Origin of the sequence: Gemmobacter lutimaris, assembly GCF_003570715.1 — a bacterium.
Classification (GTDB): Bacteria; Pseudomonadota; Alphaproteobacteria; order Rhodobacterales; family Rhodobacteraceae; genus Gemmobacter; species Gemmobacter lutimaris.
On record NZ_QXXQ01000025.1, the window covers coordinates 1 to 22,878 of the forward strand.

21 protein-coding genes and 5 pseudogenes are annotated in these 22,878 nt (G+C 61.9%); 12 read left to right on the forward strand and 14 right to left on the reverse strand.

What is annotated here, in order from left to right:
* Positions 1-127 precede the first annotated feature (127 nt).
* The 3 genes and pseudogenes from D2N39_RS21545 to D2N39_RS21555 form a co-directional block, all read right to left on the reverse strand.
* Positions 128-325 (reverse strand): annotated as a pseudogene (locus D2N39_RS21545) (DNA primase); the annotation flags it as partial.
* An 11-nt stretch (positions 326-336) separates the two neighbouring features.
* On the reverse strand, positions 337-4,707 hold the full coding sequence (locus tag D2N39_RS21550; protein WP_119136815.1) for a strawberry notch family protein: 4,371 nt from the start codon (positions 4,705-4,707) through the stop codon (positions 337-339).
* 489 nt (positions 4,708-5,196) lie between these two features.
* Entirely contained in the window at positions 5,197-5,619 is a 423-nt protein-coding gene (locus D2N39_RS21555) for an antirestriction protein (RefSeq protein WP_108129885.1), read from the reverse strand.
* 164 nt (positions 5,620-5,783) lie between these two features.
* On the opposite strand from D2N39_RS21555, the gene D2N39_RS21560 reads away from it, so the two are divergent.
* From D2N39_RS21560 to D2N39_RS21570, 3 genes are all read left to right on the forward strand, one after another.
* Positions 5,784-6,080, forward strand: coding sequence for a hypothetical protein (locus tag D2N39_RS21560; protein WP_108129884.1), 297 nt, complete (start codon positions 5,784-5,786; stop codon positions 6,078-6,080).
* An 83-nt stretch (positions 6,081-6,163) separates the two neighbouring features.
* Positions 6,164-6,427, forward strand: a complete 264-nt coding sequence (locus D2N39_RS21565; protein ID WP_108129883.1) for a hypothetical protein — start codon at positions 6,164-6,166, stop codon at positions 6,425-6,427.
* The gene (locus tag D2N39_RS21570) at positions 6,428-7,105 is read left to right on the forward strand and encodes a nucleotidyl transferase AbiEii/AbiGii toxin family protein (protein ID WP_233557361.1); all 678 of its coding nucleotides are present in this window, start codon (positions 6,428-6,430) and stop codon (positions 7,103-7,105) included.
* Between the two features lie 80 nt (positions 7,106-7,185).
* On the opposite strand, the gene D2N39_RS23470 is transcribed toward D2N39_RS21570, so the two are convergent.
* From D2N39_RS23470 to D2N39_RS21595, 5 genes and pseudogenes are all read right to left on the reverse strand, one after another.
* Complete coding sequence (locus D2N39_RS23470; RefSeq protein ID WP_233557363.1) at positions 7,186-7,791, reverse strand: DUF433 domain-containing protein; 606 nt, start codon at positions 7,789-7,791, stop codon at positions 7,186-7,188.
* A gap of 97 nt (positions 7,792-7,888) precedes the next feature.
* A complete protein-coding gene (locus tag D2N39_RS21580; protein WP_108129882.1) occupies positions 7,889-8,533 on the reverse strand; it encodes an antitoxin of toxin-antitoxin stability system in 645 nt (214 codons plus the stop codon).
* Positions 8,526-8,948, reverse strand: coding sequence for a hypothetical protein (locus tag D2N39_RS21585; RefSeq protein ID WP_108129881.1), 423 nt, complete (start codon positions 8,946-8,948; stop codon positions 8,526-8,528). Before D2N39_RS21585 ends, D2N39_RS21580 begins: the two co-directional genes overlap by 8 nt.
* 68 nt (positions 8,949-9,016) lie before the next feature.
* A complete protein-coding gene (locus tag D2N39_RS21590; RefSeq protein ID WP_108129880.1) occupies positions 9,017-9,211 on the reverse strand; it encodes a hypothetical protein in 195 nt (64 codons plus the stop codon).
* A gap of 1 nt (position 9,212) precedes the next feature.
* Positions 9,213-9,518, reverse strand: a pseudogene (locus D2N39_RS21595) (DUF6915 family protein); the annotation flags it as partial.
* Here D2N39_RS21595 and D2N39_RS21600 point away from each other — a divergent pair.
* Together D2N39_RS21600 and D2N39_RS21605 are read left to right on the forward strand one after the other, a co-directional pair.
* Positions 9,510-10,742 carry a tyrosine-type recombinase/integrase gene (locus D2N39_RS21600; RefSeq protein WP_233557365.1) on the forward strand — a complete coding sequence of 411 codons (1,233 nt, stop codon included), beginning with the start codon at positions 9,510-9,512 and terminating at the stop codon, positions 10,740-10,742. The pseudogene D2N39_RS21595 and the gene D2N39_RS21600 sit on opposite strands and share 9 nt — an antisense overlap.
* Positions 10,739-11,959, forward strand: a complete 1,221-nt coding sequence (locus D2N39_RS21605; RefSeq protein WP_108129878.1) for a hypothetical protein — start codon at positions 10,739-10,741, stop codon at positions 11,957-11,959. The genes D2N39_RS21600 and D2N39_RS21605 overlap by 4 nt, the downstream gene beginning before the upstream one ends.
* Positions 11,960-12,025: 66 nt before the next feature.
* Here the strand turns inward: D2N39_RS21605 and istB are convergent, their stop codons facing one another.
* Both istB and istA read right to left on the reverse strand, forming a co-directional pair.
* Entirely contained in the window at positions 12,026-12,754 is a 729-nt protein-coding gene (gene istB, locus D2N39_RS21610) for an IS21-like element helper ATPase IstB (protein WP_028030902.1), read from the reverse strand.
* The gene (istA, locus tag D2N39_RS21615) at positions 12,754-14,253 is read right to left on the reverse strand and encodes an IS21 family transposase (RefSeq protein WP_108131065.1); all 1,500 of its coding nucleotides are present in this window, start codon (positions 14,251-14,253) and stop codon (positions 12,754-12,756) included. The genes istB and istA overlap by 1 nt, the downstream gene beginning before the upstream one ends.
* A 117-nt stretch (positions 14,254-14,370) precedes the next feature.
* On the opposite strand from istA, the gene D2N39_RS21620 reads away from it, so the two are divergent.
* On the forward strand, positions 14,371-15,255 hold the full coding sequence (locus tag D2N39_RS21620) for a tyrosine-type recombinase/integrase (protein ID WP_119136816.1): 885 nt from the start codon (positions 14,371-14,373) through the stop codon (positions 15,253-15,255).
* Positions 15,256-15,337: 82 nt separating this feature from the next.
* Here D2N39_RS21620 and D2N39_RS21625 read toward each other — a convergent pair whose 3' ends face one another.
* Together D2N39_RS21625 and D2N39_RS21630 are read right to left on the reverse strand one after the other, a co-directional pair.
* Positions 15,338-15,694 (reverse strand): hypothetical protein, encoded by a 357-nt coding sequence (locus D2N39_RS21625; RefSeq protein WP_108129978.1) that lies wholly within the window; start codon positions 15,692-15,694, stop codon positions 15,338-15,340.
* Entirely contained in the window at positions 15,691-16,299 is a 609-nt protein-coding gene (locus D2N39_RS21630; RefSeq protein ID WP_108129977.1) for a TetR/AcrR family transcriptional regulator, read from the reverse strand. Before D2N39_RS21630 ends, D2N39_RS21625 begins: the two co-directional genes overlap by 4 nt.
* 80 nt (positions 16,300-16,379) lie before the next feature.
* Here D2N39_RS21630 and D2N39_RS21635 point away from each other — a divergent pair, with 80 nt between their 5' ends.
* From D2N39_RS21635 to D2N39_RS21655, 5 genes and pseudogenes are all read left to right on the forward strand, one after another.
* Positions 16,380-16,868, forward strand: coding sequence for a cytochrome b (locus tag D2N39_RS21635; RefSeq protein ID WP_108129976.1), 489 nt, complete (start codon positions 16,380-16,382; stop codon positions 16,866-16,868).
* Between the two features lie 3 nt (positions 16,869-16,871).
* Complete coding sequence (locus D2N39_RS21640) at positions 16,872-18,017, forward strand: efflux RND transporter periplasmic adaptor subunit (RefSeq protein ID WP_108129975.1); 1,146 nt, start codon at positions 16,872-16,874, stop codon at positions 18,015-18,017.
* Positions 18,014-19,147 carry an ABC transporter permease gene (locus D2N39_RS21645; RefSeq protein ID WP_108129974.1) on the forward strand — a complete coding sequence of 378 codons (1,134 nt, stop codon included), beginning with the start codon at positions 18,014-18,016 and terminating at the stop codon, positions 19,145-19,147. Before D2N39_RS21640 ends, D2N39_RS21645 begins: the two co-directional genes overlap by 4 nt.
* Positions 19,148-19,150: 3 nt before the next feature.
* Entirely contained in the window at positions 19,151-19,843 is a 693-nt protein-coding gene (locus tag D2N39_RS21650; protein ID WP_108129973.1) for an ABC transporter ATP-binding protein, read from the forward strand.
* Positions 19,844-19,907: 64 nt separating this feature from the next.
* A pseudogene (locus tag D2N39_RS21655) lies at positions 19,908-20,498 on the forward strand (IS481 family transposase); the annotation flags it as partial.
* A 216-nt stretch (positions 20,499-20,714) separates the two neighbouring features.
* On the opposite strand, the gene D2N39_RS21660 reads toward D2N39_RS21655, so the two are convergent.
* Positions 20,715-21,995, reverse strand: coding sequence for an IS110 family RNA-guided transposase (locus tag D2N39_RS21660; protein ID WP_108129972.1), 1,281 nt, complete (start codon positions 21,993-21,995; stop codon positions 20,715-20,717).
* Positions 21,996-22,212: 217 nt separating this feature from the next.
* On the opposite strand from D2N39_RS21660, the pseudogene D2N39_RS21665 reads away from it, so the two are divergent.
* A pseudogene (locus tag D2N39_RS21665) lies at positions 22,213-22,500 on the forward strand (integrase core domain-containing protein); the annotation flags it as partial.
* A gap of 176 nt (positions 22,501-22,676) precedes the next feature.
* Here the strand turns inward: D2N39_RS21665 and D2N39_RS23725 are convergent.
* A pseudogene (locus tag D2N39_RS23725) lies at positions 22,677-22,751 on the reverse strand (DUF6915 family protein); the annotation flags it as partial.
* Positions 22,752-22,878: the final 127 nt, after the last annotated feature.

Sequence of the window (22,878 nt, forward strand, 5' to 3'; positions counted from 1 at the left end):
TCCGCTGCACTGCGGGGCATCATGATATCCCCAATCTGACGCAGACATTATGTTGCGCCGACGGCAGCAACCCAAAACAAACAAAGGGGAAATCAAAGCCCGGCAACATAACCCGCGCCGCAACATGTTCGGTGAACTTGCCGGCGGCACCGGGCCCCGATGTGGGGCCGGTCAGCCGCACGAAGAGCGACCGACCGGGATTGTTCTGCAGATCTCCGACGATCCAGTAGGAGCCTTCCCGCCGTCCAGCGGGAAGGTAATGACGACAAACGCTTTCGGCATTTGCGGAAAGCTCACGCAAGAGGTCTTCTGTTTCCAATGACATGATCACACAATTCAACCATTGCGTGCATGTAGACCAGAGACCGCAAAACGCGCAAGCAGTCGCTCTAGGACCGCGATCCCGGCAGGATCGGTCGGGCAGAAGAGCCGCAGCTTCCAGGCGATGATTTCCGAAAAGAGCCCATCCGCCTTGAGCCGGTCCTTCTGCGCCTCGGTGAACCCCGAAAGCTCGATCCGGTTCACGCCCATAACGCGGGACCGGTGCAACTCCATCTCCTCGACCAGACGCACGACGGTCTTACCCTCCAGAACAAGGGAATGGACCTCTGCAGCCGTGAGCTTCGGCGCGTCAGCTGCCAGCGTGGTCGCGACCCAGGCGGGCGAAACACGGCGGCCGATGATGCGCTGACCGTCATCGGTCTGCAGCCGGTAGACGCGGGTTTCATCCTGGGGGAGCTGCTTCCAGATCGGCAGGAGGAGGCCGGCCACGATGTGCAGCGTGGATTCTGAAAACTCCGGCACCTCGGCCAGTTCCGCTGTCCAGGCGGCGGCGAAGGTCGCCCGATCTGCCTCAAGCCAGTGGGTGTCGTCCATGATCTTCGCTGGAACCGTGCTGGCCTCGGTCGGTCGGATCAGCCGCAGTCGGGGCTCGATGGTGCCGTCGTCCAGCATCAGGCTGGTGGCAGGCACCTGTACCGCCGCCCGGCCCGAGCGGCTGTTGACCAGAAGCCGCGCCTTCGGGTCATCCAGCCAGTCGAGCGCGTCGGCCAGCAAGGTCGGCGCGTTGCGGCGCTTTTCCGCGATGGTCAGAAGTTGCGTTTCCGCGCCGGAGCCGGGATGGGTGTAGATGACGCGAGCGTTCGTGACGCGGAAGCTTTCGGCGCGCAGCGTCTCGAGGCCGAGGTCATAGACACCGGCCGCGATGGCCCCCTCGATCCGCTGGTCGAGCAATTCCTCGAAAGCCGAGAACAGCACGGCCTGCATATCGATCGTCAGCGCCAGCAGGCGATTGAGGAAGGTCGTGATCGGCGGCAGATCGTCCTTCAGACCATTGTCGTCGGTCAGACTGAGACCGGTCGCGTCCTCAAAGGCCCCGAGCGAGCAGCCCGTGACATCGCCGCGGTAGATGCGGCGGTAGAGCTGGCGCAGCGCGTCACGGGCGTAAGGCGACTCGAGATTGTCCTCAGGCCGGAACAGCCCTTGCCCGCCGGTCTGGCGCTGACCCCGCGTGATCGCCCCGAGAGTGTCGAGACGGCGCGCGATGGTCGAGAGGAACCGCTTCTCCGCCTTCACATCGGTGGCCACCGGCCGGAACAGGGGTGGCTGCGCTTGATTGGTACGGTTGGTACGGCCAAGGCCCTGGATCGCCGCATCGGCCTTCCAGCCGGGTTCAAGAAGGTAGTGAACCCGCAGGCGCTGGTTCTTCGCCCCAAGATCGGCGTGATAGCTGCGCCCCGTGCCGCCCGCATCCGAGAAGATCAGGATGCGCTTCTGGTCATCCATGAAGGCGGCGGTTTCCGCGAGATTGGCAGAGCCCGCCCGGCTTTCCACAACAAGCCGCGCCGCTTGACCCTCGCCCCTCCTCACGATGCGACGCGACCGGCCGGTGACCTCGGCCACGAGATCGGTGCCGAAGCGCTGGACGATCTGGTCGAGCGCCCCCGGCACCGGCGGCAGCGAGGCCAGCTTTTCGATCAGCGCGTCACGTCGGCGGACGGCCTCGCGGCACTCAACTGGCTGGCCATCCCGCACAACGGGTCGGGAGGACAGATTGCCCTCGCTGTCGGTGAAGGGCTCGAAGAGTTGTACCGGGAAGGAATGGGCGAGGTAGTCCAGGACATATTCCCGCGGGGTGATGTCGACGCGGATATCGTTCCATTCGTCAGTTGGGATCTCCGACAGGCGTCGCTCCATCAGCGCCTCGCCGGTCGAGACGATCTGGATGACGGCCGCATGGCCTGCCGCCAGATCGGCCTCGATGGCCGCGATCAGCGTGGGGGTTTTCATCGAGGTGAGCAGATGGCCGAAGAAGCGCTGCTTGGCGCTCTCGAAGGCGGAACGCGCGGCGGACTTGGCCTGACGGTTCAGCGTGCCGTTCTCACCCGTGATGTTGGCCGCTTCCATCGCAGCGGCGAGGTTGTTGTGAATGATGGCGAAGGCCCCGGCAAAGGCATCATAGATGCTGCGCTGTTCGGGTGTCAGCGCATGCTCCAGCATCTCGTATTCGACACCGTCATAGGAAAGCGAGCGGGCGGTGTAGAGCCCGAGGGACCGCAGGTCACGGGCGAGGACCTCCATCGCGGCGACGCCGCCAGCTGCAATGGCCTGCACGAACTCGGCGCGGGTGGCGAATGGGAAATCTTCGCCACCCCAAAGTCCGAGGCGTTGCGCATAGGCGAGGTTGTGGACGGTCGTCGCCCCCGTAGCCGAGACATAAACCACGCGGGCATTGGGCAGCTTGTGCTGCAGGCGCAGGCCCGCCCTGCCCTGCTGCGATGCTTCCGTGTCGCCGCGCTCACCCTTGGAGCCTGCAGCATTGGCCATGGCATGGCTTTCGTCAAAAAGGATCACCCCGTCGAAATCCGCCCCGAGCCAATCGACGATCTGATCGACACGGGATTTCTTGGCGCCCCGTTCTTCCGAGCGCAGCGTCGCATAGGTGGTGAAAAGGATGCCCTCGGTCAGCGGGATATCGCGGCCTTGCGCAAAGCGCGACAGCGGCGTGACCAACAGCCGCTCCTGGCCAAGGGCCGACCAGTCGCGCTGTGCGTCCTCCAGCAACTTGTCACTCTTCGAAATCCAGAGCGCCTTGCGTCGGCCTTGGGCCCAGTTGTCGAGCAGTATCCCGGCCGACTGGCGGCCTTTGCCTGCCCCGGTGCCATCGCCGAGGAAGAAGCCACGGCGGAAGCGGATGGCGTCGCTGGCGTTTTCTGGCGCGGCGGAGATCACGTCGCCGGTCTCGTCGACGGTCCAAGACCCGGCAAGGTGCGCGCTATGCGCCTCGCCCGCATAGATCACGGTCTCGAGTTGCGCGTCGGACAACAGGCCGTCGCGGAGGACGGCAGCGGGGAGTTTCGGCCGGTAGGTCGGTTTCGGGGGTGCGACCGAGGCCATGGCCGCCGATTGCACGAGCTTGGTCGGATGCGAAGCCGCGCCGGGGATGTCGAAGGCTTGAAGCCGGAAGGTCTCGTAGATCGCATCCGACAGACGCGCAGCGCTGTCGCCTTCGGCCGCCTCGCGGAGGCTATAGGCGAGGTCTTCGGCGTCGATCTGCGTGCTTGCGGCGGAACACGAGGCCGAGGCGGAAGCTCGCGATATGCCAACGGTGATCTTTGGGGCGCGGGCCGGATTTCCCGGGAAAGGAGAAGTGGATTCTAACCTAGCTGTGGCGATTTTTGCCAGTTCAAGGCGCGGCGGAACTTCGGCGATGATCCGGGCCAAGAGATGCGCCACATCGGGCGATATCGGCGGAGCGAGGTCGGCCGTGATGCCGCCCTGCTCGCTACCACGGCATTTGTCAAAGACCGAAATCCGCGTCTCGAAGCTTGTGCCGTGCTTGGCAAAAGCGCCGCCAGACACCGAGCCGGTGAAGACCAGATGCGCGGACTCGGTCAGCCGAGCGAAGGCATCGGCCCAAGCGGGTGCATCCGGCGCGAAATTGGCGCCAGTGATGGCGACCAACCGCCCGCCCGGCACGAGGCGGGCAAGGGCCGAGCGCAGATGCCGCGCCGTCACCTCGGTGTTGCGGCCACCGACATGGACCGCAGCCGAAAACGGCGGGTTCATCAGGATGACACTCGGGCGCAGGCCGGCACCCAGATGATCGTCGATCTGCGCGGCGTCGAAAGTGGTGACGGGGCGCCCTGGAAACAGGAGCCGCAGAAGATCGGCACGAGTCTCGGCCAGCTCGTTCAGTGCGAGGCTGCCGCCCGCGATCTCGGCGAGGATCGCGAGGAGCCCGGTCCCGGCGGAAGGCTCGAGGACCAGATCACGCTGAGTGATCTGCGCCGCGGAGAGGGCCGCGATCCCCATGGGCACCGGCGTCGAGAATTGCTGTAAGCGCTCCATCTCCTCCGAGCGGCGGGTGTGCGTGGGCAAGAGGCCCGCTACCTTGGCGAGGATCGGCAGCAGCGCCGCAAGCGAGCCGACCCGGGCGAGCAGCGCGCGGCCGAATTTCCGCAGGAAAAGGACGAGCGCCACTTCAACCGCCTCATAGGTGAGTTTCCAGTCCCAGGCGCCATCCGCATCGGAGCCGCCAAAGGCGCGCTCCATCTCCAGCCGCAAGCGCAGGGCGTCGATCTGGAAGCCCTGCGCCAGATCAGGTTGTAGCGCTTCAGCAACGGCCAGGATTCGGGAAGCCGTCGTAGACGGGGACGGCACGGCAGTCGGCGCAGGCGCCAGGGTCGCAGAGGAAAGATCGTTCATCAGGGAAACCTCGAGAGAGCTGGAGGGGCAGTCCCGCGCGGCGCTCTCTCTCACCCGCCGGAACCTGACCCCTTCCGGCTCCGCTCTCCCTCCCCTCCCCTTCCCCGGGCCAGGGACTGTGGCCCGCATGGGGGGAGATGGCCAAGGCTGGCTCCCGTCCGCAGGACCAAGGCCCGGTCCCGGCGGCACGCCGGGAGGTGCCCAAGACCTCCGTAGGCAACCACTGCAGGGCGAAACCCAGCATCGTCGGCTCCCGCCAGCGTAAATCTGGCCATCAACCTCTTTGAAAAATCGCGACTTGGAGCGCTCAGAACGCTGCAAACCATCATCCCTCAAAGAAGCATGTGGTGCGGGGCGGTGCCTGACCGCATAGGTCGGGCAATACCTCGCCCGGTCGAGCCATGGATGCGGCGGGCGACCCTGCTTCTTTTCAAACGGACGGCAGGCCAGCCGGGGAATCCCTGCGATCGGCCCGCCCAGTTTTGACCCTCAGTCGATAGCCGCGAAAATCTCTCCCGCCTCGGCATGATCCCCGGCGAAGGCATAGAGGCGCGCATAGGCGTCAGCGAGTTGGTCGGCTTCGTGCCGGAACGACAGGTGCGAGAGGGCGAACAGGGTCGCTATGATCCCGGCGGCCTCTGCAGAAACCTCGCCCTGATAGCTATTGGTCTCGCAAGAGATGCGGAACCGCTTGTCGGTTTCGGGCGACAGGAACAGCGGCTGGCGACCCTGTTCGTGGAACCGCCACATGCCGCCGGTGTAATCTTCGGGGGCAAGCCAGGACATGAACTGATAGACGGTGCGTTCGCCAACCAGCATCAGCTTGCGGCCGAACAGGCCCGGCAAGAACTCCATGCGACGGGTTTCGGGGACAAGCGTCGCAGGCTTGGCTTCGGTAGCAATTTGATTCATCGGAAATCCTCCAGATCAGGGGTGAAGGACGCGCATCGGCAGCTCTCTCGACTCGCCCGCACGTCCCCCGGATACCGCCCACCTCTGCCTCTTCGGGTCCCGTCGGGTTGATTTTGTTCCTGTTATGTTCTATATTCCGAGGGACCAGCCAAGGGAGATACCCGATGGAAAACACTACCTTTGCCCTGCCCTCCACGCCGAAGCAGATCGCCTATGCGCGCGCTCTGGCGCTGCGCAACCAGACGCTTCTGCCTTGGGAGGTTCAAAAGGACCGACGCACTCTCAGCGCCTGGATCGAAGCCCAGGCTAACCTGAAGCCAGTCTCCGAGCTGGACCGTCTTCCGTCGTCCAAGCAGGTCGCCTTTGCCGAACGCTTGGCCCGCATCAAGCGCCGCGCCGTGCCAGACGAGTGCTTCCGCGACAAGTGCCTGATGTCGAAGTGGATCGACGGGAACAGGTGAAACTTGGTTCAAACGGGGCTTTATTGCTTTGTTGAGGCCCGTGGACTACATTACATGGGCAGTTACCACACAGAGATGATGCAATGGCCTCGGTCGCAGCGAAAGTGATGTCGACAGTCAGCGCGCCTTACGGCGTGCTGGTGACGGCTGCCCAGCTGGCCGAAAAGATCGCCGACATCAAGAGTGTCGATTCCTGCGATTGCAGCGTGTTCGCCTTCCTGTCCGAAGTGTCACCCAAACTGCAGCAGTCGTTTATCGACGAGATGGGTGTCAGCAAGGACGCGGTCACCGTGGTCGCAAAGAAATTCTCCGAGCTCGCCGGATACAAACTCCCGCTTGCGATCTGAATGAACGTCCCGCAGCCAAGCCGCTGGCCAGAGCTTTTTGACGTGGCTATGGCGATCATTGACCAAGCCAACGGCCAAGGTATCGACATGTCGAACTGGAGCTTTGGGGGCGGAACGGCTCTCATGCTCCAGATCAAGCATCGCGAAAGCCACGACATCGACCTCTTCATCGACGATGCCCAGTACATCCCGTATTTGAACCCCGAGACGCAGGGATACGATCTGGCGCTCGCACCGAGCGACTATGAAACCGATGGTACACGCGCCCTGAAGATCGTGTTCAATGGCGTCGGCGAGATCGACTTCATCTGCTGCGACCCGGTCACCGAAGAACCGTATGTCATTTCCGAAATCCGCGGACGACGCGTTAAACTTGAGACGCCCGCTGAAATCCTCGCGAAAAAGGTGGTATTCCGCGGCTCGCACCTCCAGCCCCGGGACATGTTCGACATCGCCGCCGTCGCCCTGGCAATGGGCACCGACTACGTCGTTGAAGCCTGCTCTAAATTTCCTGATGCCTGCCGGGAAGCACTCGCCGTGACCGAGAAGATGAATCCTGATTTGGTTGATGCCGTCACGAGCAAGCTGTTGGTGTCAGAGGGATTCCAGATCCTTCAGGGCCGCGCACAAAAGGTGACGAAGGAAGTCCTGGTTGCAGCGATCATGCGAGCAGGCTGAACGGCCGTATTGCGGTCGGTACCGTTGAGCCGCGCAGCAACCTGCGGCGAGATGCATTCATCGACAAAGAACTGCATCTCTCAGTGCCGGACTGTTGCGTCCGGCACCCAGGGCCGCCCGGACGGGCGCCCGCGCAGCGGGTGGGTTCTTGCATAGGTCGCTGCCGCCAGAAAAGCGGCTTCCGGAATGCCTGGATAATCCTCCACCAAGTCCGCGACCGTATCGCCTCCTTCGAGACGCCCAAGGACCGAATAGACCGTCAGGCGGGTGCCGCGAATGACGGGCGTTCCGCCCAAGATCTCGTCGTCGGAAACGAGGTGGGCATCGCGGGCAGCCCGATAGTCGTAAGCGAGGCGCGTACGCGTGCCAGCCATGCCCTCGAGGTCGAGGGTGATGGTTTCGTTGAGGCGCACTTCGGCGAGCCGGGCCTCGGCTGCAAGACGACTGCGGCTGACAATCGTCCAGATGCGCCGCTTGCGCGCGACGGGAAGATCCCGGAGCCACTCGTCGTTGATCGCCGACAGAAATGGCACCGCTGCAAGCGGCAAGCGGCGGGTCAACCGGCGAGTCAGGACATCGGTCACCTTCTCGGCATGCAAGATTCCTGACTCCACCGATTTCTCGATGAGTTTGGTCGACACACCCGCAAGATGGGCCGCTTCGTTGATGGTCAGTTCTGCTGGCATAATGTTTCCCCGATCAGGAAAGATATATGGATCAGTTCTGGGCCAAAAGCAAGGTTCTGGCCCAGATCACATTAAGGTTGCGGCTTTACCGCAGCCATCACCCGAACCGCCGCCCTGCCTCGGTGAACGTATACTCGTTCGCGATGATCCCTTCCTCGATGGCCTCATCCGAAGTGAGGTGGTCATACTCGGCCTCCAACTGCCGATAGAGCCAGCGGGCAAGATCGCGCAGTGCCTCCACGACGGTCTCCTCACTCCCCCCAGTCGGTGCCTGCCCGGTCGGGCTATCGCGCGCCACATCGATGGTCATGCAGTATTCGTTATAGTAGCGCCCGCGATGGGTCACATCGGCGCTGAGCTGATAGAAATTCTGCCGCTGAGCGCTCTGCAGGCGGTCCGCAATGCCGTGCAACGCGTGATCCTTCGGGGCATAGGCGCGGATTTCGCGCGCGGAGCCCTTGGCATGCCTGACCGTGGCTTCGAAGGATGCGCCGTCCCCCTGAGACGAGAACCCTGAGAACCAGACGCAAGGCCTCTGGCGGATACCGCCGCCCATCAGCCGGACGGGCCGGGTCTTGAGGCTGACCCCGAGGATGTCGCAGATGCGCTCGAAGTCCTCATAGACCGCATCCCACCAATCGTCGGTGACGGCCGCCTCGCGATACCAGCTGCGGGCCTTGTCCTTGGCGGCGGCGGACAGTTCCGGGAACTGATAGACCGTGGTGCAGATCACCTCAGGCATCGAAGTCCTCCCCGCGCAGCGCGGCCTCGAGCCATTCATGCGTGCTGGTCCAGCCGATGGATTTCCGCGCGCCAAGGTCGATGACATGCGCTCCACCGCCGAAGGCGTCCAAGCGGGGCCGGGAACAGGTGTACGCGACTTCGAAACCCCAGAGGCCGGTGAGGTCGATCTCTTCCGCCAGCCGCAGCACGAAGCGGATGACGCCTTCGATATCGCCTTGCCCGTCATCGTCATGGAACCAGAGGATCGAACTGCCGGGACCGTCCTGCTGTGTCATGGCGAAGCCCGCATATTCCGGATCGTCGGCGCCCTCCTCGTCGAGATGCAGGTGGGCCAAGAGACCAAGCGCCGTGGTGGCTTTTTCTGGGGAACCCACGTCAAGGACGCAGGAAAAGTGGGTGAAATAGTCGGCCATAGTGCCTCCAGAATGAAAAGGCCCGGCCAGAAGGCCGGGCTGGTTGGAACTTGGATGGTCAGCCCGGATCACTCGCAGGCGACATGCGCCAGGGCCTGCGCTTCGGCATGGGCCTGCAGGAGTTCGCGGTAATAGCGTTTTCGCGCCGCGCGCCAGCTGCGCACGGCCAGCGTGTCGGGATGAAGGCGACCGATGGCAATGCGCAGCATCGCGAGCGGCGTGATTTCGGGCGAGACGCCGAGATCGCGGTAAGCCCGGCTCATGTCAGCTAACCTCCACAACCGGCGGTGCCAGGTGCGGATCGACCAGCGCCTCGATCTTTTCGGCGCGGCCCATCCAAGGCTCTGGCCGGATCGCCTTGACCCAGTCCGCGAAACTCGGAATGAACCCCAGGTCCTCGCGCACATGCTGCTCGCCGACCCACCGGGTCGGGATGATCCGGCCGGTGGAAAGCGTGATCGTCGGCCCGAAGATGGTCTCGGCGAGCCAGATTCCTGCGGCATGATGAAACATGGCTCGGTGGCGAAAGTCCGCAGAATGGGCTTTTGAGGAGTCGATTATGTGGACAGCACGCCCGCGGCGGCGTTTTGCCCTATGCTGGACGGCATAACCCCGGAATCTCTTGAGGCGCTGATGTTCAAACTGACAACTTCCGCTAACGGCGGCACAATTCTGGTGACAGATTTGAAAGGTAATCCAGTCGATCCGATCTGTCGATTTGCTGCCTACTTGCTGGCGAAAGCATATTCGCCCAACACCGCCCTCGCCTACGCGCGCGACCTCATTCATCTCTGGACCTTTCTCTCAACCCAAGGAATTCATTGGACCGCCTTCTCCCCTGAACTCTCCGTCGCCTTCCTGGGGCACCTTCGATCAGTGCCCGCTAACCGCAAGCGCCGGAGCACTTCGATCAGACTTGTGGTGAGTGAGGGGGCGCCCGTTGCAAAAGGACTGTCGGCCGCCACGATCAATCGCGCCCTTGTGGCGGTCGACGCCTTCTATCGTTGGGCGATTTTCACCGGAGCGTTCAGCGGGGCAAACCCGATCGTGAAGAAACAAGATCAAAAATCCTGGCGGGTGAGCGACAGGCACAGGCCGTTTCTGACAGGGATTTCACGGCAGAGGTCTGAGGTCAGAGAATTGCGCCTCAAGACCATGCAGCGGCTTCCAAGACCGATGAGTCAGCAACAGGTCGAAGGCCTATTGGCCGCCACGCGCAATCTCCGAGATCGCAGCCTAGTATTACTGATGCTGAACGGAGGCCTGCGCCCCGGAGAAGTTCTCGGGTTGCATCTCACCGATATAGGCTACGGGCGCAGACGCATCTTTGTGCGCTGCCGCGATGATCATCCAAAGGGCGCGCGATCAAAGTCTCGCGTCGAGCGCGTAGTCGATTTGCATGATGGCGAGACACTGGAAACGCTGAACACATACGTCATGCACGAACGGCCGGGTGATGCTGACGCTCCTTTCGTGTTCCTGCTCGGCGGCACAGGCGTAAACCGTCAAGAACCGCTGTCCTATTCTTCGCTGGCGCGACTTTTCGCTCGCGCATGTGAGCGCGCCGAGATCCGTGAGCCGTGGATGACACCGCACGCCCTTCGCCACACCCATGCGACGCGCATGTGGGAGGCAGGGATGCGAGAACTGACACTACAGAAGCGATTGGGTCATGCCTCGCCGGAATCGACCAGAATTTACACAAGGGTTTCCGACGCCGTGGTGGTCGCCGAGTATCGACACGCCTTGGGGCTGGATCGTCCTTCACAAACAACGGACGGAGAGGGTCTGTGACCCATGCATCGCCAAAATCGGACGCCGACCGCCCTGTCATATTTGAGCACGCAGACGAAGCTGACTATGCGGCATTTCTGGCGCGCATCCCGATGGCTGAAAGTTTTCGCCGCAAGCGGCTGATATACCGATCCACGTTTATTGAGCGGTGGCCGGATATCAGGGATTGGTTCGCTGCTCCCCTGCCCATCAGAATTGGCTGCCTAAATGGTGACAAGCAGGCCCACCCGACTTATCCGGTCAGCTTTAGGGCACGCAGCTATCTCTATTACGCAGCCATGACCGACCGAATCCGCTTGGACTACGATTTCCTGTTCGCAGTCGGGAACATGCGTGTGGCGGAGACGATGGAGCCATTGAACGCCTATGAGGGGCTCGACGCATTGGTCGCGGACAGTGCGAAGATTGGCTATTCCGCAACCGGCGTGCAAGCAGCGCTCCGCGTGGTTTTGCCACGCCTTGCGATGCACACGGGTGTTCGCTCTTTCGGCGATCTTCGCCAGCATCACCTCGACGAAATGATCGCAGGTGTCGACGCCTTCGCCGCACGGCATGACACTCATATCTTCCGAAACGAGAAAGAAAGCTTCCCGGCAGGCTTTCAGCGCAGCTGGCGGGTTAAAACCCGCGTTCTGCAACTGCTCCTCTTCCAAAACGGGAACGATGTCATCCGACCTCAGATTATCCAAGACAAGCGCAAGCCGATCGCTTCGCCGAGGCCAGACCTGCAGGAATGGGCAAACCGGTGGCTTGAGAGAAAGCGGGTCAGTCTTGCTCGCCCGACGGTAGATCACATGGCCGTTTCGATGAGGCATTTTGTGACTTACTTGTCTACCCGGCAGCCCAGCATTTTGAACTTTGCTGATATCAATCCTGAGCTTTTCAACGATTACCTTCGCCACCTTCAGTTCGACATTGCAACACGCACCGGCGCGCCACTGTCCATAAACGCTCGTCGAGCAAGGGCGGGCACAGTTGCCAAGTTCCTGTCTGATGGCGCGGCATGGGATTGGCCCAATTTTCCGACCCGACCCATTCTTGATCCGAACGATCTGCCGAAGTTGGCACACCGCGTGCCAAGGTTTATTCCAGAGGACCAGCTGTCGCGCCTTATGGCGCAGCTGCCGAGCCTCGAGTGTGAGTTTCAGAATGTCAATCGGCATCCAAACGGGCCCCCCGATCGGCGCCCAAAAGTGACCCCTTTGGCTCGCGGTTGAGCAGGCCCGTGGCGGCGTAGCTTTCCAGCTGGCGCAGCCGACGCGGGCCTGCGTTTCGGAGGGGGTTCAGGCTCGGGTTTTGATGCGCCAGCTGTCGTTGCCGGTCTCGACGATATCGCAGTGGTGGGTGAGGCGATCGAGCAGCGCGGTGGTCATCTTCGCGTCCCCGAAGACGGTCGGCCACTCGCCGAATGCGAGGTTGGTGGTGACGATGACGGAAGTCTGCTCGTAGAGTTTGCTGATCAGATGGAACAGCAACTGGCCGCCGGACTGCGCGAATGGGAGGTATCCGAGTTCATCGAGGATGACGAAGTCGAGGCGCATCAGATGTTCCGCAAGCCGGCCCGCCCGTCCAGCACGGGCCTCGGCCTCCAGCCTGTTCACCAGGTCGACGACATTGAAGAACCTGCCCCGGGCACCATTGCGGATGACCGCACGCGCGATCGCCACGGAGATATGGGTCTTGCCGGTCCCCGTGCCGCCAACCAGCACGACATTGCGCTGTTGGCTGAGGAACTCTCCACTGGCCAGATCGCGCACCAGGGTCTCGTTGATCGGGGTGTCATCGAAGGTGAACTCCTCGATCTCCCGGGCATAGGGCAGCTTGGCGGTGGTGATCTGGTATTTGACCGACCGCGCTTTCTTCTCGTTGATCTCGGCGGCCAGAAGATCTCCAACGATCTGGCGGGGTTCGTGCTGGCGGCGCACAGCGACCGCCATGAGTTCGTCATAAGCGGCGCGCATCCCGTAGAGCTTCAACTCGCCCATTGCGGCCATGATGTCAGCACGATCCATCAGCTGGCCCTCCGCAGCAGGTCATAACGGGCGCAGTCCGCCACCGGTTCATGGGTCAGGCGCAAGGCCGGAGAGGTCAGCAGGAGAGGCGGCGGTTCCGGATCGCGCCTGCGAGACAGGATATTGAGGATCACATCGGCGGAGTGAACGCCCTGCGAGAGGGCTTCGGCGCATGCCTTTTGCACCGCAGGCATCCCTTCCGTCAGCACCGCGCCGAGGATCTTCACCATCTGGCGGTCGCCATCCGAGGAACCCTGCAGCTTACGGCGGATCTGTTCGAGCGCTCCGGGAAGAACCCAGTCCTTGAACGGTGCGCCGTTACGCAGCGCACCGGGTTTGCGAAGCAAAACAGGCACATAATGCCAGGGATTGTAGACCGTTCGGTCCCGGCCGAAGTGGCGCGGGTGGTCTCCGACCAGTCGACCCTCCTGCCGGATCTCGATCCGCTCAGCATAGGCCCTGATCTCGACCTGCCGCCCGACAGCCGTTGCCGCAACCGAGTATTTGTTATTGTCGAAGCGCACGAGACAGGTCTTCGACACCGCCGCAGGCAGCGAATGGAATCCGTCGAAGCGCCCGGCATAAGGAACAAGGTGCGGGCGCTCTTCCTGGAAGACCTGCCAGACGGTTTTGTCCGTCAGCTCCGGATGCTTGCTGCTTCTGGCCGATGCGATGCACTTGTCCAGCAGCCAGGCATTCAGTTCCTCGTAGCTTTTGACCCGGACGCGGGGCGAGAAGAACCGCTGGCGGACCGTGCCGACCTGGCTCTCCACCTGGCCTTTCTCCCAACCCGAGGCAGGGGTGCAGGCAACAGGTTCGACCAGATAATGGCTGGCCATCTGCAGGAACCGGCGATTGTAGAGACGTTCCTTGCCGGTGAAGATGGTCTCCACCGCCGTCTTCATGTTGTCGTAGATCCCGCGGGTGCAGGTGCCCTTGAAGAAGGCAAAAGCCCTGTCGTGGGCGTCGAACACCATCTCCTGCGTCTCACGCGGATAGGCGCGAACGAAGAACATCCGGCTGTGGCACAGGCGAACATGGACCACTTTGATGGTGGTCGTCGCCCCATCGATCACCACAACCTCGTGGCTCCAGTCAAACTGATAGGCTTCGCCGGGCGCAAAGCTCAGGGGCACGAAAGCAGAAGAGGCACCCGAGCTCTGATTGCGCGCCCAGTTCGAGGCGTAGCGGCGCACCGCGTCATACCCACCTTCATAACCGAGACCGCTCAGCTCTTCGTAGATCTGTGTCAAAGACTGCCGTTCCCGGCTGACCCGCGCGGCGTTGACCTCCAGCAGCCGGTTGAGTTCCCCCAGCCAGGCACCCAGCTTCGGGCGCGGCTGCACCGTTCGGGTGTAGGTGAACTCGGTAATCCCGGTGCGGATCACCTTCCGCACCACCTTCTTCGACAGCTTCAGGTCACGGCAGATCGTCTTGATCCCCTTGCCCTCAGTAAAATGCAGCCGCCTGATTTTTGCGATTGTCTCCACGATCAGCATCCCGTGCTCGGCCTCCGATAATCATCGAAGGCACAATGGACCCAACCCCCGGTCGGTGGGGTCCCTTTTGGACGCCGATCACCCCAGAAGCGGGGTCCTTATTGCAAGCCGTTCAACATTCAGAAGGCAGCGCTCCTGATCGCCCGCTGGTCTGGCGCGCGGCGGGGAGAGGTCATTCGGCTCCGCTTGGACTGCCTGGATCAGTATCCCGACGGGACCTTCCGACTGCGGATACACGCTGGAAAGACTATGCGGGAACGCCTCGTGCCTTTGCATGACGACGCCGCAAGGGTATTGCGCGAAGTCATCCAGCGACGGCTCGAAGCCAACGACCGTCCGATCCGGGATGACAAGACTGGCGACTTGGTCCGCTATGTCTTCTTTCGCCGCAGCGGGCGGATGTCGGCAGACTATTTGCTACAATACCCCCTGAATCAGATGTGCAGACTCGCCGGGCTAGTCGATCAAGATGGAAAGCCGATAGTTACCAGCCATCGGTTTCGGCACACTGTGGGCACGCAACTCGCCGAACGAGGTGCCAAGTTGCACACGATCATGAGCGTCTTGGGGCATCAGACGCCGCACATGTCCATGGTCTACGCACGGATCAGCGACGCCGAAGTGCTGCGCGACTACCGCAGCGTTCTGGGACCCGGCGAAATGATTGCCGGGCCGGGCGCAGAAGCGATCCGCGCAGGAAAGCTGTCATGCGCTGCGATCGACTGGCTTAAGTCGAACTTCATCAAGACTGAGCTCGAACTTGGCCATTGTCTACGCCTTCCGTCGGAGGGACCTTGCGAATGCGACCTGTATCTCAGCTGCGCCAAGTTCGTCACGACCAAAGCTTACGCTGGTCGGCTGCAAGAGCGGAGAAAACTCGAGTTAGTACTTGCTGAAGATGCGCGCGAGCGGGGATGGTCTAAAGAGGTCGAACGACATCAGAGCACAGCATCGCGCATCGAACGTCTGTTGAAGGATCTGGGTGAAGAAGCCGACCCATAGCAGTGAGCGAACAACAAACAAGCTATGTTGACATCGGATTACGTCGGCCAAACCGCGCGCTATAGCAAACTCATACCAAGTGTCATGAGCTTCGCACGGAAGCCCAGACCATCACTACCCAGAAAGCTGTCCGAAACGTCATCGCGCCGACAGTGCGCGCCTCGAAGGCATCTCCTGCGAAAACCCGCCAGCCGAACGCTGCAAAGACGGTTGCGGTCGCGATCAGGATGGTCAGCGCCACGGGCAACGCAAGCCGATGCCCGATCATCAGAAGTCGGCCGCCAATGACATAGGCGAAGCCTGCGAGGAAGTTGAACCACAAGACAAAGGGCACGACGGCCCCCATGTCAACCACGCCGAACAGGGCCGATCCGCCCGATATCAGCGTCAACAACCCAAAGGCTATGGCCCCTACACCGGCGATGTGATGCGTTTTCATGTCTGCATCTCCTTGCAGGCAAACAGAACAAGTTGCACCTCAAGCAGGCGCATCCCCTCGGGCACGATGTCAAAGCTGCGCGAGCCAAGGCTCCACCGGATGGCAATGCCCTGAACAAGCGAGGTCAGAAGAACGGCGGCATCCTTTGGCTGAACTCCCGCCCCCATCATCCTGGCTTCGGCCATGGCCTGCAGGTTTGCCACCAGATGCGCCTGATACTGCATCAGAACCCCACGAAACCGGTCGCGCAGGGCGGCATTGTCCACGTTCAATTCGCGGGAATGCAAAATGGCCGGAAGCGCGGGGGTTTCCCCGATCTGCTGCAACTGCGCAGCAATCAGCGCTCGCAACCTTGCCTGCGGGCTTGGGTTGCTGTCCACGGCTTGCTTCCAGGCAGCTTCAAGCCGATCTGCGATGGCGTCCCCGACGGCGGTCCAAAGTTCGGCCTTTGTCGGGAAATGCCGAAAGATCGCGGCCTGGGTGACGCCGACCGCTTGCGCGATGTCGTTGGTAGTCAATCGGTCAGGGCCGATGCGGTCGGCCAAGTCCAGAACAGCAGCAACGATTTCTGTCTTGCGATCCTCGGCGGATTTGCGACGCAACATGGGGCACCTCTTGTAAGTAAGTAATTACTAACATAATCTGCAAGCCAAGCAAGCTGATTCGCCAGACCGAAAGGACCGCCATGCCAAGCCCCAAAGGATACACCCGTCTTCAGATCGCATTGCACTGGGGCGCGGCCCTGCTGATCGTGCAGCAATACCTGTTCAAGGATGCCATTGCTGCCGCATGGGACGCGACGACGAAAGGTCTGGAAACCACCTTCAATCCGCTGGTTCTGGGTCATGTCGCAGGCGGGGCGCTGGTCATGCTGTTCGCGCTGTGGCGGTTGTCGATCCGGGCGCGGCGCGGCTCTCCCGTCATGGTCGGCGACAATGCCGCTCAGCGCGCCTTGGCAAAGGCCACGCATGTCGGCCTTTACGCGTTGATGATCCTGATGCCGCTTAGCGGGTCGATAGCCTGGTTCGGTGGGGTTGATCTGGCGGCGCAAGGGCACAACGCGCTGAAGATCGTCCTGCTGGTACTGGTTGCACTGCATGTTGTCGGCGCGCTGTATCACCACTTCGTTCTGAAGGATGGCCTGATCAACCGCATGCGCCGGGCCGAGGGCTGAGCCATGCGCAAGTTGTGGATGCTCGGCGCGGTTGCGCTGGCTGGTTTGGCGGCAGGTGGTTGGTTTCTGACCGAACGGCCCCTGACCGTGACGGTTGTCGCGGCTGAAGCCGGGGTGCCCTTGCGCCTTTACGGTTTGGGTTCCGTCGAGGCCCGGGTTTTGTCGCGCGTCGGGTTCGAAGTTGGCGCGGCATTGGTGTCGGTATCGGCAGATGCAGGTGACGCGGTCAAGGCCGGACAGGAACTGGCCGCCTTGCATCCGGCTGAGCAGAAAGCGCGCGTTGCGCGCGCGCAGGCAGCGGTTGCGGCAAATGCCGCCGGTCAGGCCAAGGCCGATGCCGCAGTGGCGAGGGCGCAGGCAGTTCTGGCACAGCGCATTGCCGCGAACGATCGACAGAAGGAACTTGCGCGGCAGGACGTCGCCTCTATCCAGCGAGCCGAGGAGGCACAGCGCGACGAGGATGTGGCGCGGGCCGAACTGGCCTTGGCCGAGGCCGATCTGGCCGTGATCCGCGCGCAGGGCGCAGATGCGGAGGCGGCATTGCAGTTGGAACTGACCTTGCTGGCCCATCACCGGCTGGTCGCACCCTATGATGCGGTTGTTGTTGCCCGCCATGTCGAGCCAGGCACAGTGGTCAAATCCGGGGATCCGATCTTCACTCTGATTGATCCGGCAACGGTTTGGATTCAGGCCTTTATCGACGAAGAGCGGGCAGGCCAACTTGCGCTTGGACAAGAGGGGCTCATCCGCCTGCGGTCGCAGCCCTCTGCCGAGTTTCACGGCACCGTCGCTCGGATCGGCCTTGAAAGTGATCGCGTGAACGAAGAGCGCCGGGTCTGGTTGACATGCACCGATTGCCCCGCAGCAATGTTCCTAGGCGAACAGGCCGAGGTGCGCATTCTGACCGGTACGCGTGATAGCGCCCTGATGGTGCCGGAGGTGGCAATCACCGGCTTTGACGGATTTCGTGGCACGGTCTGGATCGTGCAGGATGGTCGGTTGCAGCGCACCACGCTGACATTTGGAGCGCGTGATGACAAGGGCCGGGTCGAGGTGACAGGCGGCCTGCCCGACGGTGCCGCGATTGTCGCCATGCCACCGAAGGGTGCCGACGATGGCAGGCTGGCACGGATTGGGGACGCGCCATGAATCTGGCGCTGAAAGACATCCGGCATGGCCTGTTCCGCTTTGTGCTGACCTGCTTTGGCCTTGGCCTTCTGATGACGGTCGTTCTGGCGATGATCGGCATCTACAACGGCCTTGTGGCCGATGCGCTGGCGGTGGTCGAGGCCCCCGCAGCGGATGTCTGGGTGGTTGAAGCGGGCACCAAGGGGCCTTTTGCAGAAGCCTCCTCGATCCCCGCCGACAGCCGCGATACCGTGGCCCGCATGCCCGGCGTGGCCGAGGCAGGGGCCATCAATTACCAGACCATCGAGGCCCCGTTCCTTGACCGCGCCTTGCGGCTTTATGTCATCGGATACGAACCGGGACGACCGGGTGGCCCGAAGGTCATCGCCGAAGGGCGGGGCATCGGCACCAGCCATTTCGAACTGGTAGCCGACCGCAAGACCGGCCTTGTGCTCGGCGATACCATCCGACTTGGCCGCAACCGCTTCACCGTTGTCGGCCTGGTCGAAGGGGCGATGAACTCGGGCGGCGATCCCGCAGTCTACATGACGCTGGACGATGCAATGGTTCTGCAAACGGAGCTTGCCCCAGCCGACCAACGGGTGCAGGCCGCGCGCGGAGCTGGGGCGGTCAAGTCGGCCTCGGTCGCGGCGGTCATCGTACGCATCACCCCCGGCGCGGATGTCGATCTGCTGACCGCAACCCTGCGTCAGTGGAAGCATCTGGCGGCCCTTAGCCAGATCGAGCAGGAAAATATCCTCCTGGCCTCGGTCGTGGACAAGGCGCGGCGTCAGATCGGGCTGTTTCTGGGTATCCTGCTGGCGGTGTCGGCCGTGGTGATCGCGCTGATCATCTACACCATGACAATGGAAAAGCTGAAGCAGATCGCGACGCTTAAGCTGATTGGCGCCCCCGACCGTACCATCATCGGGCTGATCGTGCAGCAGTCGCTTATCCTTGGGACCGCAGGTTGGGGCATCGGTCTGATCCTGATCCTGCTGGTCAAAGATGTCTTTCCGCGCCGTGTCGTGCTGGAGCCGTTCAACGTGGCCGTTCTGGCCGGGATCATCGTTGTGGTCTGCCTGGCCGCCAGTGGCCTTGGCGTGCGCGCGGCAATGAAGGTGGACCCCGCCACCGCCTTGGGGGGTTAAGTCATGGCAATCGGTGATATTCTGGTCGATGTGCAGGCCGTGGCCAAGCACTATGGCGACGGCGAGACCCGCGTCGATGCGCTGCGTCAGGTTGATCTGCAGGTGCGCGCAGGCGAGGTGATCGCACTCTTGGGGCCCTCGGGGTCTGGCAAGACGACGCTTTTGAACATCATCGGCTGCATCCTTGACCCGTCCTCGGGCCGGGTGGTGCTGGACGGTGATCCGGTCTTTGACGGCAAATGGCTGCGCAGCGACTTGCGCCGCCTGCGGCTCGACAAGATCGGCTTCATCTTTCAGGCCCACAACCTGCTGCCTTTTCTGACGGCGGCAGAAAATGTATCCCTCGTCCTCGATCTTGCCGGTTGGGCGCCCGAAAAGGGAAAGGAGCGGGCAAAAGAGCTTCTCGATTATCTCGAGGTCGGCCACCGCGCCCCGGTCAAGCCCGCGCTACTGTCAGGGGGCGAGGCACAGCGGGTTGCTATCGCACGCGCGCTGGCGAACCGCCCGCGGATCATCCTTGCGGACGAGCCGACCGCTGCCCTGGACAGCAAACGCGCACAACTGGTCATGGACCTGCTGCGAAAGCTTGCCGCCGAGCAGGAAGCCTGCATCCTGACCGTGACCCATGACGAGAAAATCTTCGACCGCTTCGATCGGCTTATCCATCTGCGCGACGGAAAATTGGCAGATGAGTAATGGCCCGGTGTTTGATCCCAGGGTTTGATGGTGCGATCCTTTCGCAGGAATGGAAGGAAGCAGCATGGGACAGGTTCGTCACGGGAGCGCCACGACCACGCACGCCGTCAGAGCAGCAATACAGCGATCGCAAGCTTCGCTCGCGCAGTTGAGCCGGGAGCTGGGGATTAATCCGAAGACGGTGGCGAAGTGGCGGAAGCGGGCATCGGTCGAGGATATGAAGACCGGACCGAAGGAACCGCGCTCGACGGTCCTGACCGAGGACGAGGAAGCGGCGGTCGTCGCGTTCCGGCGCCATACTCTTCTGCCACTGGATGACTGCCTCTATGCCCTTCAGCCCTCGATCCCGCACCTGACCCGGTCTGCGCTGCATCGGTGCCTGCAGCGGCACGGCATCTCGCGCTTGCCAGATGTCGAAGGGGACAAGCCCAAGCGACAGAAGTTCAAACGCTATCCCATCGGCTTCTTCCATATCGACATTGCCGAGGTGCAGACCGCCGAGGGCAAGCTCTACCTGTTCGTCGGCATCGACCGGACCTCTAAGTTCGTCGTTGCTCAACTCGTTGCAACTGCTGACAGAAGGACAGCCTAGGAGTTCCTGCAGCACATGCTCGAGGCCGTGCCCTATCAGGTCCACACGGTTCTGACGGATAACGTCCTAGCTCGGGAACAAAACGCGGTTTAGGGCGTCAGATCACGGGGCATCCGAGCGACCGGATACCTGTTGAACTGTTGCCCAGGCGGGCTCCGCCGTCAAGAAGTGGTCTCTTCCATAGCAAATACAGGGTCGGCCTGGTTGCCGCCCTCACCGTCCTTAAAACGAGATCCTAAATCCCAAGCGGAAGGCCCGAACATTATCTACGAGGTCGCGTCATGCGCCTCCACGGCCCTTTGAGAGAGAGGTCCTTCCGCCTGGGCTCGTCCCCTCGAAAAAGGGACGATAGGGTTCGCCGGATTTGATCACGGCGTGAATAGTGCGTGCCATCTTTGCGGCGATGGCAGTATAGGCCTTCCGGCGCAAATCCGGGTTATGGCGATCTTGAGCGATGTAACGCTCGAATTTGTCCCGGAAGCTGTTCGCTTTCTTCAGGACCGCCGTCTGCCCTGCAAGCCACAATGTGCGGCGCAGGCGAGCGCTGCCATATTTGGAGATCTTGCTGCGGCCGCGGAACATGCCGGACTGGACGGTGGCCAGATCCATGCCGCAAAACTTCAGAAACTGACGGTGATGGTGGAAACGGCACAGGTCGCCGGTCTCGGCCAGAATGGTCAAAGCATTGATCGGCCCGATGCCGGGGATGGTGCGCAGCAGTTGATAATCGGCCCGGCCACCCAGCAGTTCGACCGCCCGATCTTCGATGGCATTGCGTTGCCGGATCAGGCTTCTGCCCTCGGCCAGCATCATGCGAAACATGCGGATGGCATCTGAGTCCGGCGCGACAGGTAAACAGGCAGATGCCTTTGCTGTTTCGTAAATATCTGACAACATGAGGGTCTTCTCGACTTTACGTCCGACCACTTCCCATGCCGCCTTGGTAAATTCCTCCTTGGTCAGGGCCGATATCATGTGCGGAGAGGGGAACATCTCGAGGAAAGCCAGGAACCAATCGGTGCGCGAGCTGCGATGGAAACGGTCGGCTTCTGGAAAGTAGAGCGGCAGGTAATGTGTCAGGATCCGGTGCCACAGCTCGGTCTTGGACCGCGACACGGCATCATGGGTCTTGGACAGTTCCTGAATGTCATTCGTGCCGGCCACCATCGGGTCCTGAAATATCTGCACCGCGCCGATCTGCGGCATGTGCAGGATGACTTGGGCATCCTTCGGATCGTTCTTGTCCCAGCTGTTGTGTAGGGCCTCCCGCGTGCGGGCCAGGGCGACCGACGACACCAGCTTCAGATCGAACCCGGCGACGCAAAGATGATACATCAGCACCCGATGATAGTTGCCAGTCGCTTCAAAGCCGATCCGGACAGGCAGGCCGTATTCCCGCAAGATCGCGATCAGGCGCATGAAGTCATCGGTGCTGTTGGTGATCGTCAGGCGCCGTCGCCGCGTCTTGCCCGGAGCGGCAATCAGCACCTCGTGCCGGTGCTTGGAAATGTCGATGCCTACCAGAACACGGGCATCCGAAGTATGCTCAACCTTGGCCATAGCCGGTCTCCTCTGTGGTGTGGTTCGCAAAACCACCATAGAGACCCGAGACCCGGTTATGGCCGCCTGCTGCGCAATTTTGGAGGCTGCGCAGGCGGCCGTAACCTTCAACCGCGCGTCATTCCCAACATGCTACGGCATCCAGTTCGCAGAGCAGCCGCGGAACCGGAACACCATCTACTCCCGGCCGATGCGCTTCGACATGATCTGCGAGGCCAACGGCATCGAGCACCGGCTGACCCAACCGAACCATCCGTGGACGAACGGCCAGGTCGAGCGGATGAACCGCACGATCAAGGACGCAACCGTAAAGCGATACCACTACGATGACCACGGGCAGCTGCGCACGCACCTCGCGGACTTCCTGGCAGCTTACAACTTCGCACGCCGACTAAAGACGCTCAGCGGGCTCACGCCCTACGAATACATCTGCAGAATCTGGACATCAGAACCAGATCGATTCATCCTCGACCCGATCCACCAGATGCCGGGACTAAACACCTAAGGACAGTCAAGCATAAACAGATGAATTGGAGATGCGCGACAATCGCGATAGACCACAGGGACCTCCCCGCCGTCCGCACCGCCAGCGCTTTGATCCGCGCAGTGCGGACGGCGGGGTCCCTCCTATGGACTATCGCTACCCTTGGCGCCAAGAAAATCCTTGCCTGTCCAGATAACATCTAACCAGGCATGCACCGCCATGAAATCGTCGACCGTGCCGCCCCATTTCTTCACCGAGGAGAGGGCGTGGTGTGTTGATTTTCACCCAGAAGTGAGCCGGTTAGGCGCATAATTTTCACTGAGAACTGAGCCATGTGAACCTTCCCCCAAAGCGGTGAGCGGCGGGGGCAACGGAGTGATCCACATGGGACTATTGAAT

Coding starts and splice junctions, on each gene's coding strand:
- D2N39_RS21550 (WP_119136815.1), bottom strand. CDS start 4,707: ATGAACGATCTTTCCTCTGCGACCCTGGCGCCTGCGCCGACTGCCGTG.
- D2N39_RS21555 (WP_108129885.1), bottom strand. CDS start 5,619: ATGAATCAAATTGCTACCGAAGCCAAGCCTGCGACGCTTGTCCCCGAA.
- D2N39_RS21560 (WP_108129884.1), top strand. CDS start 5,784: ATGGAAAACACTACCTTTGCCCTGCCCTCCACGCCGAAGCAGATCGCC.
- D2N39_RS21565 (WP_108129883.1), top strand. CDS start 6,164: ATGGCCTCGGTCGCAGCGAAAGTGATGTCGACAGTCAGCGCGCCTTAC.
- D2N39_RS21570 (WP_233557361.1), top strand. CDS start 6,428: ATGAACGTCCCGCAGCCAAGCCGCTGGCCAGAGCTTTTTGACGTGGCT.
- D2N39_RS23470 (WP_233557363.1), bottom strand. CDS start 7,791: ATGCCAGCAGAACTGACCATCAACGAAGCGGCCCATCTTGCGGGTGTG.
- D2N39_RS21580 (WP_108129882.1), bottom strand. CDS start 8,533: ATGCCTGAGGTGATCTGCACCACGGTCTATCAGTTCCCGGAACTGTCC.
- D2N39_RS21585 (WP_108129881.1), bottom strand. CDS start 8,948: ATGGCCGACTATTTCACCCACTTTTCCTGCGTCCTTGACGTGGGTTCC.
- D2N39_RS21590 (WP_108129880.1), bottom strand. CDS start 9,211: ATGAGCCGGGCTTACCGCGATCTCGGCGTCTCGCCCGAAATCACGCCG.
- istB (WP_028030902.1), bottom strand. CDS start 12,754: ATGGATCGTGCTGACATCATGGCCGCAATGGGCGAGTTGAAGCTCTAC.
- istA (WP_108131065.1), bottom strand. CDS start 14,253: ATGCTGATCGTGGAGACAATCGCAAAAATCAGGCGGCTGCATTTTACT.
- D2N39_RS21625 (WP_108129978.1), bottom strand. CDS start 15,694: ATGAAAACGCATCACATCGCCGGTGTAGGGGCCATAGCCTTTGGGTTG.
- D2N39_RS21630 (WP_108129977.1), bottom strand. CDS start 16,299: ATGTTGCGTCGCAAATCCGCCGAGGATCGCAAGACAGAAATCGTTGCT.
- D2N39_RS21635 (WP_108129976.1), top strand. CDS start 16,380: ATGCCAAGCCCCAAAGGATACACCCGTCTTCAGATCGCATTGCACTGG.
- D2N39_RS21640 (WP_108129975.1), top strand. CDS start 16,872: ATGCGCAAGTTGTGGATGCTCGGCGCGGTTGCGCTGGCTGGTTTGGCG.
- D2N39_RS21645 (WP_108129974.1), top strand. CDS start 18,014: ATGAATCTGGCGCTGAAAGACATCCGGCATGGCCTGTTCCGCTTTGTG.
- D2N39_RS21650 (WP_108129973.1), top strand. CDS start 19,151: ATGGCAATCGGTGATATTCTGGTCGATGTGCAGGCCGTGGCCAAGCAC.
- D2N39_RS21660 (WP_108129972.1), bottom strand. CDS start 21,995: ATGGCCAAGGTTGAGCATACTTCGGATGCCCGTGTTCTGGTAGGCATC.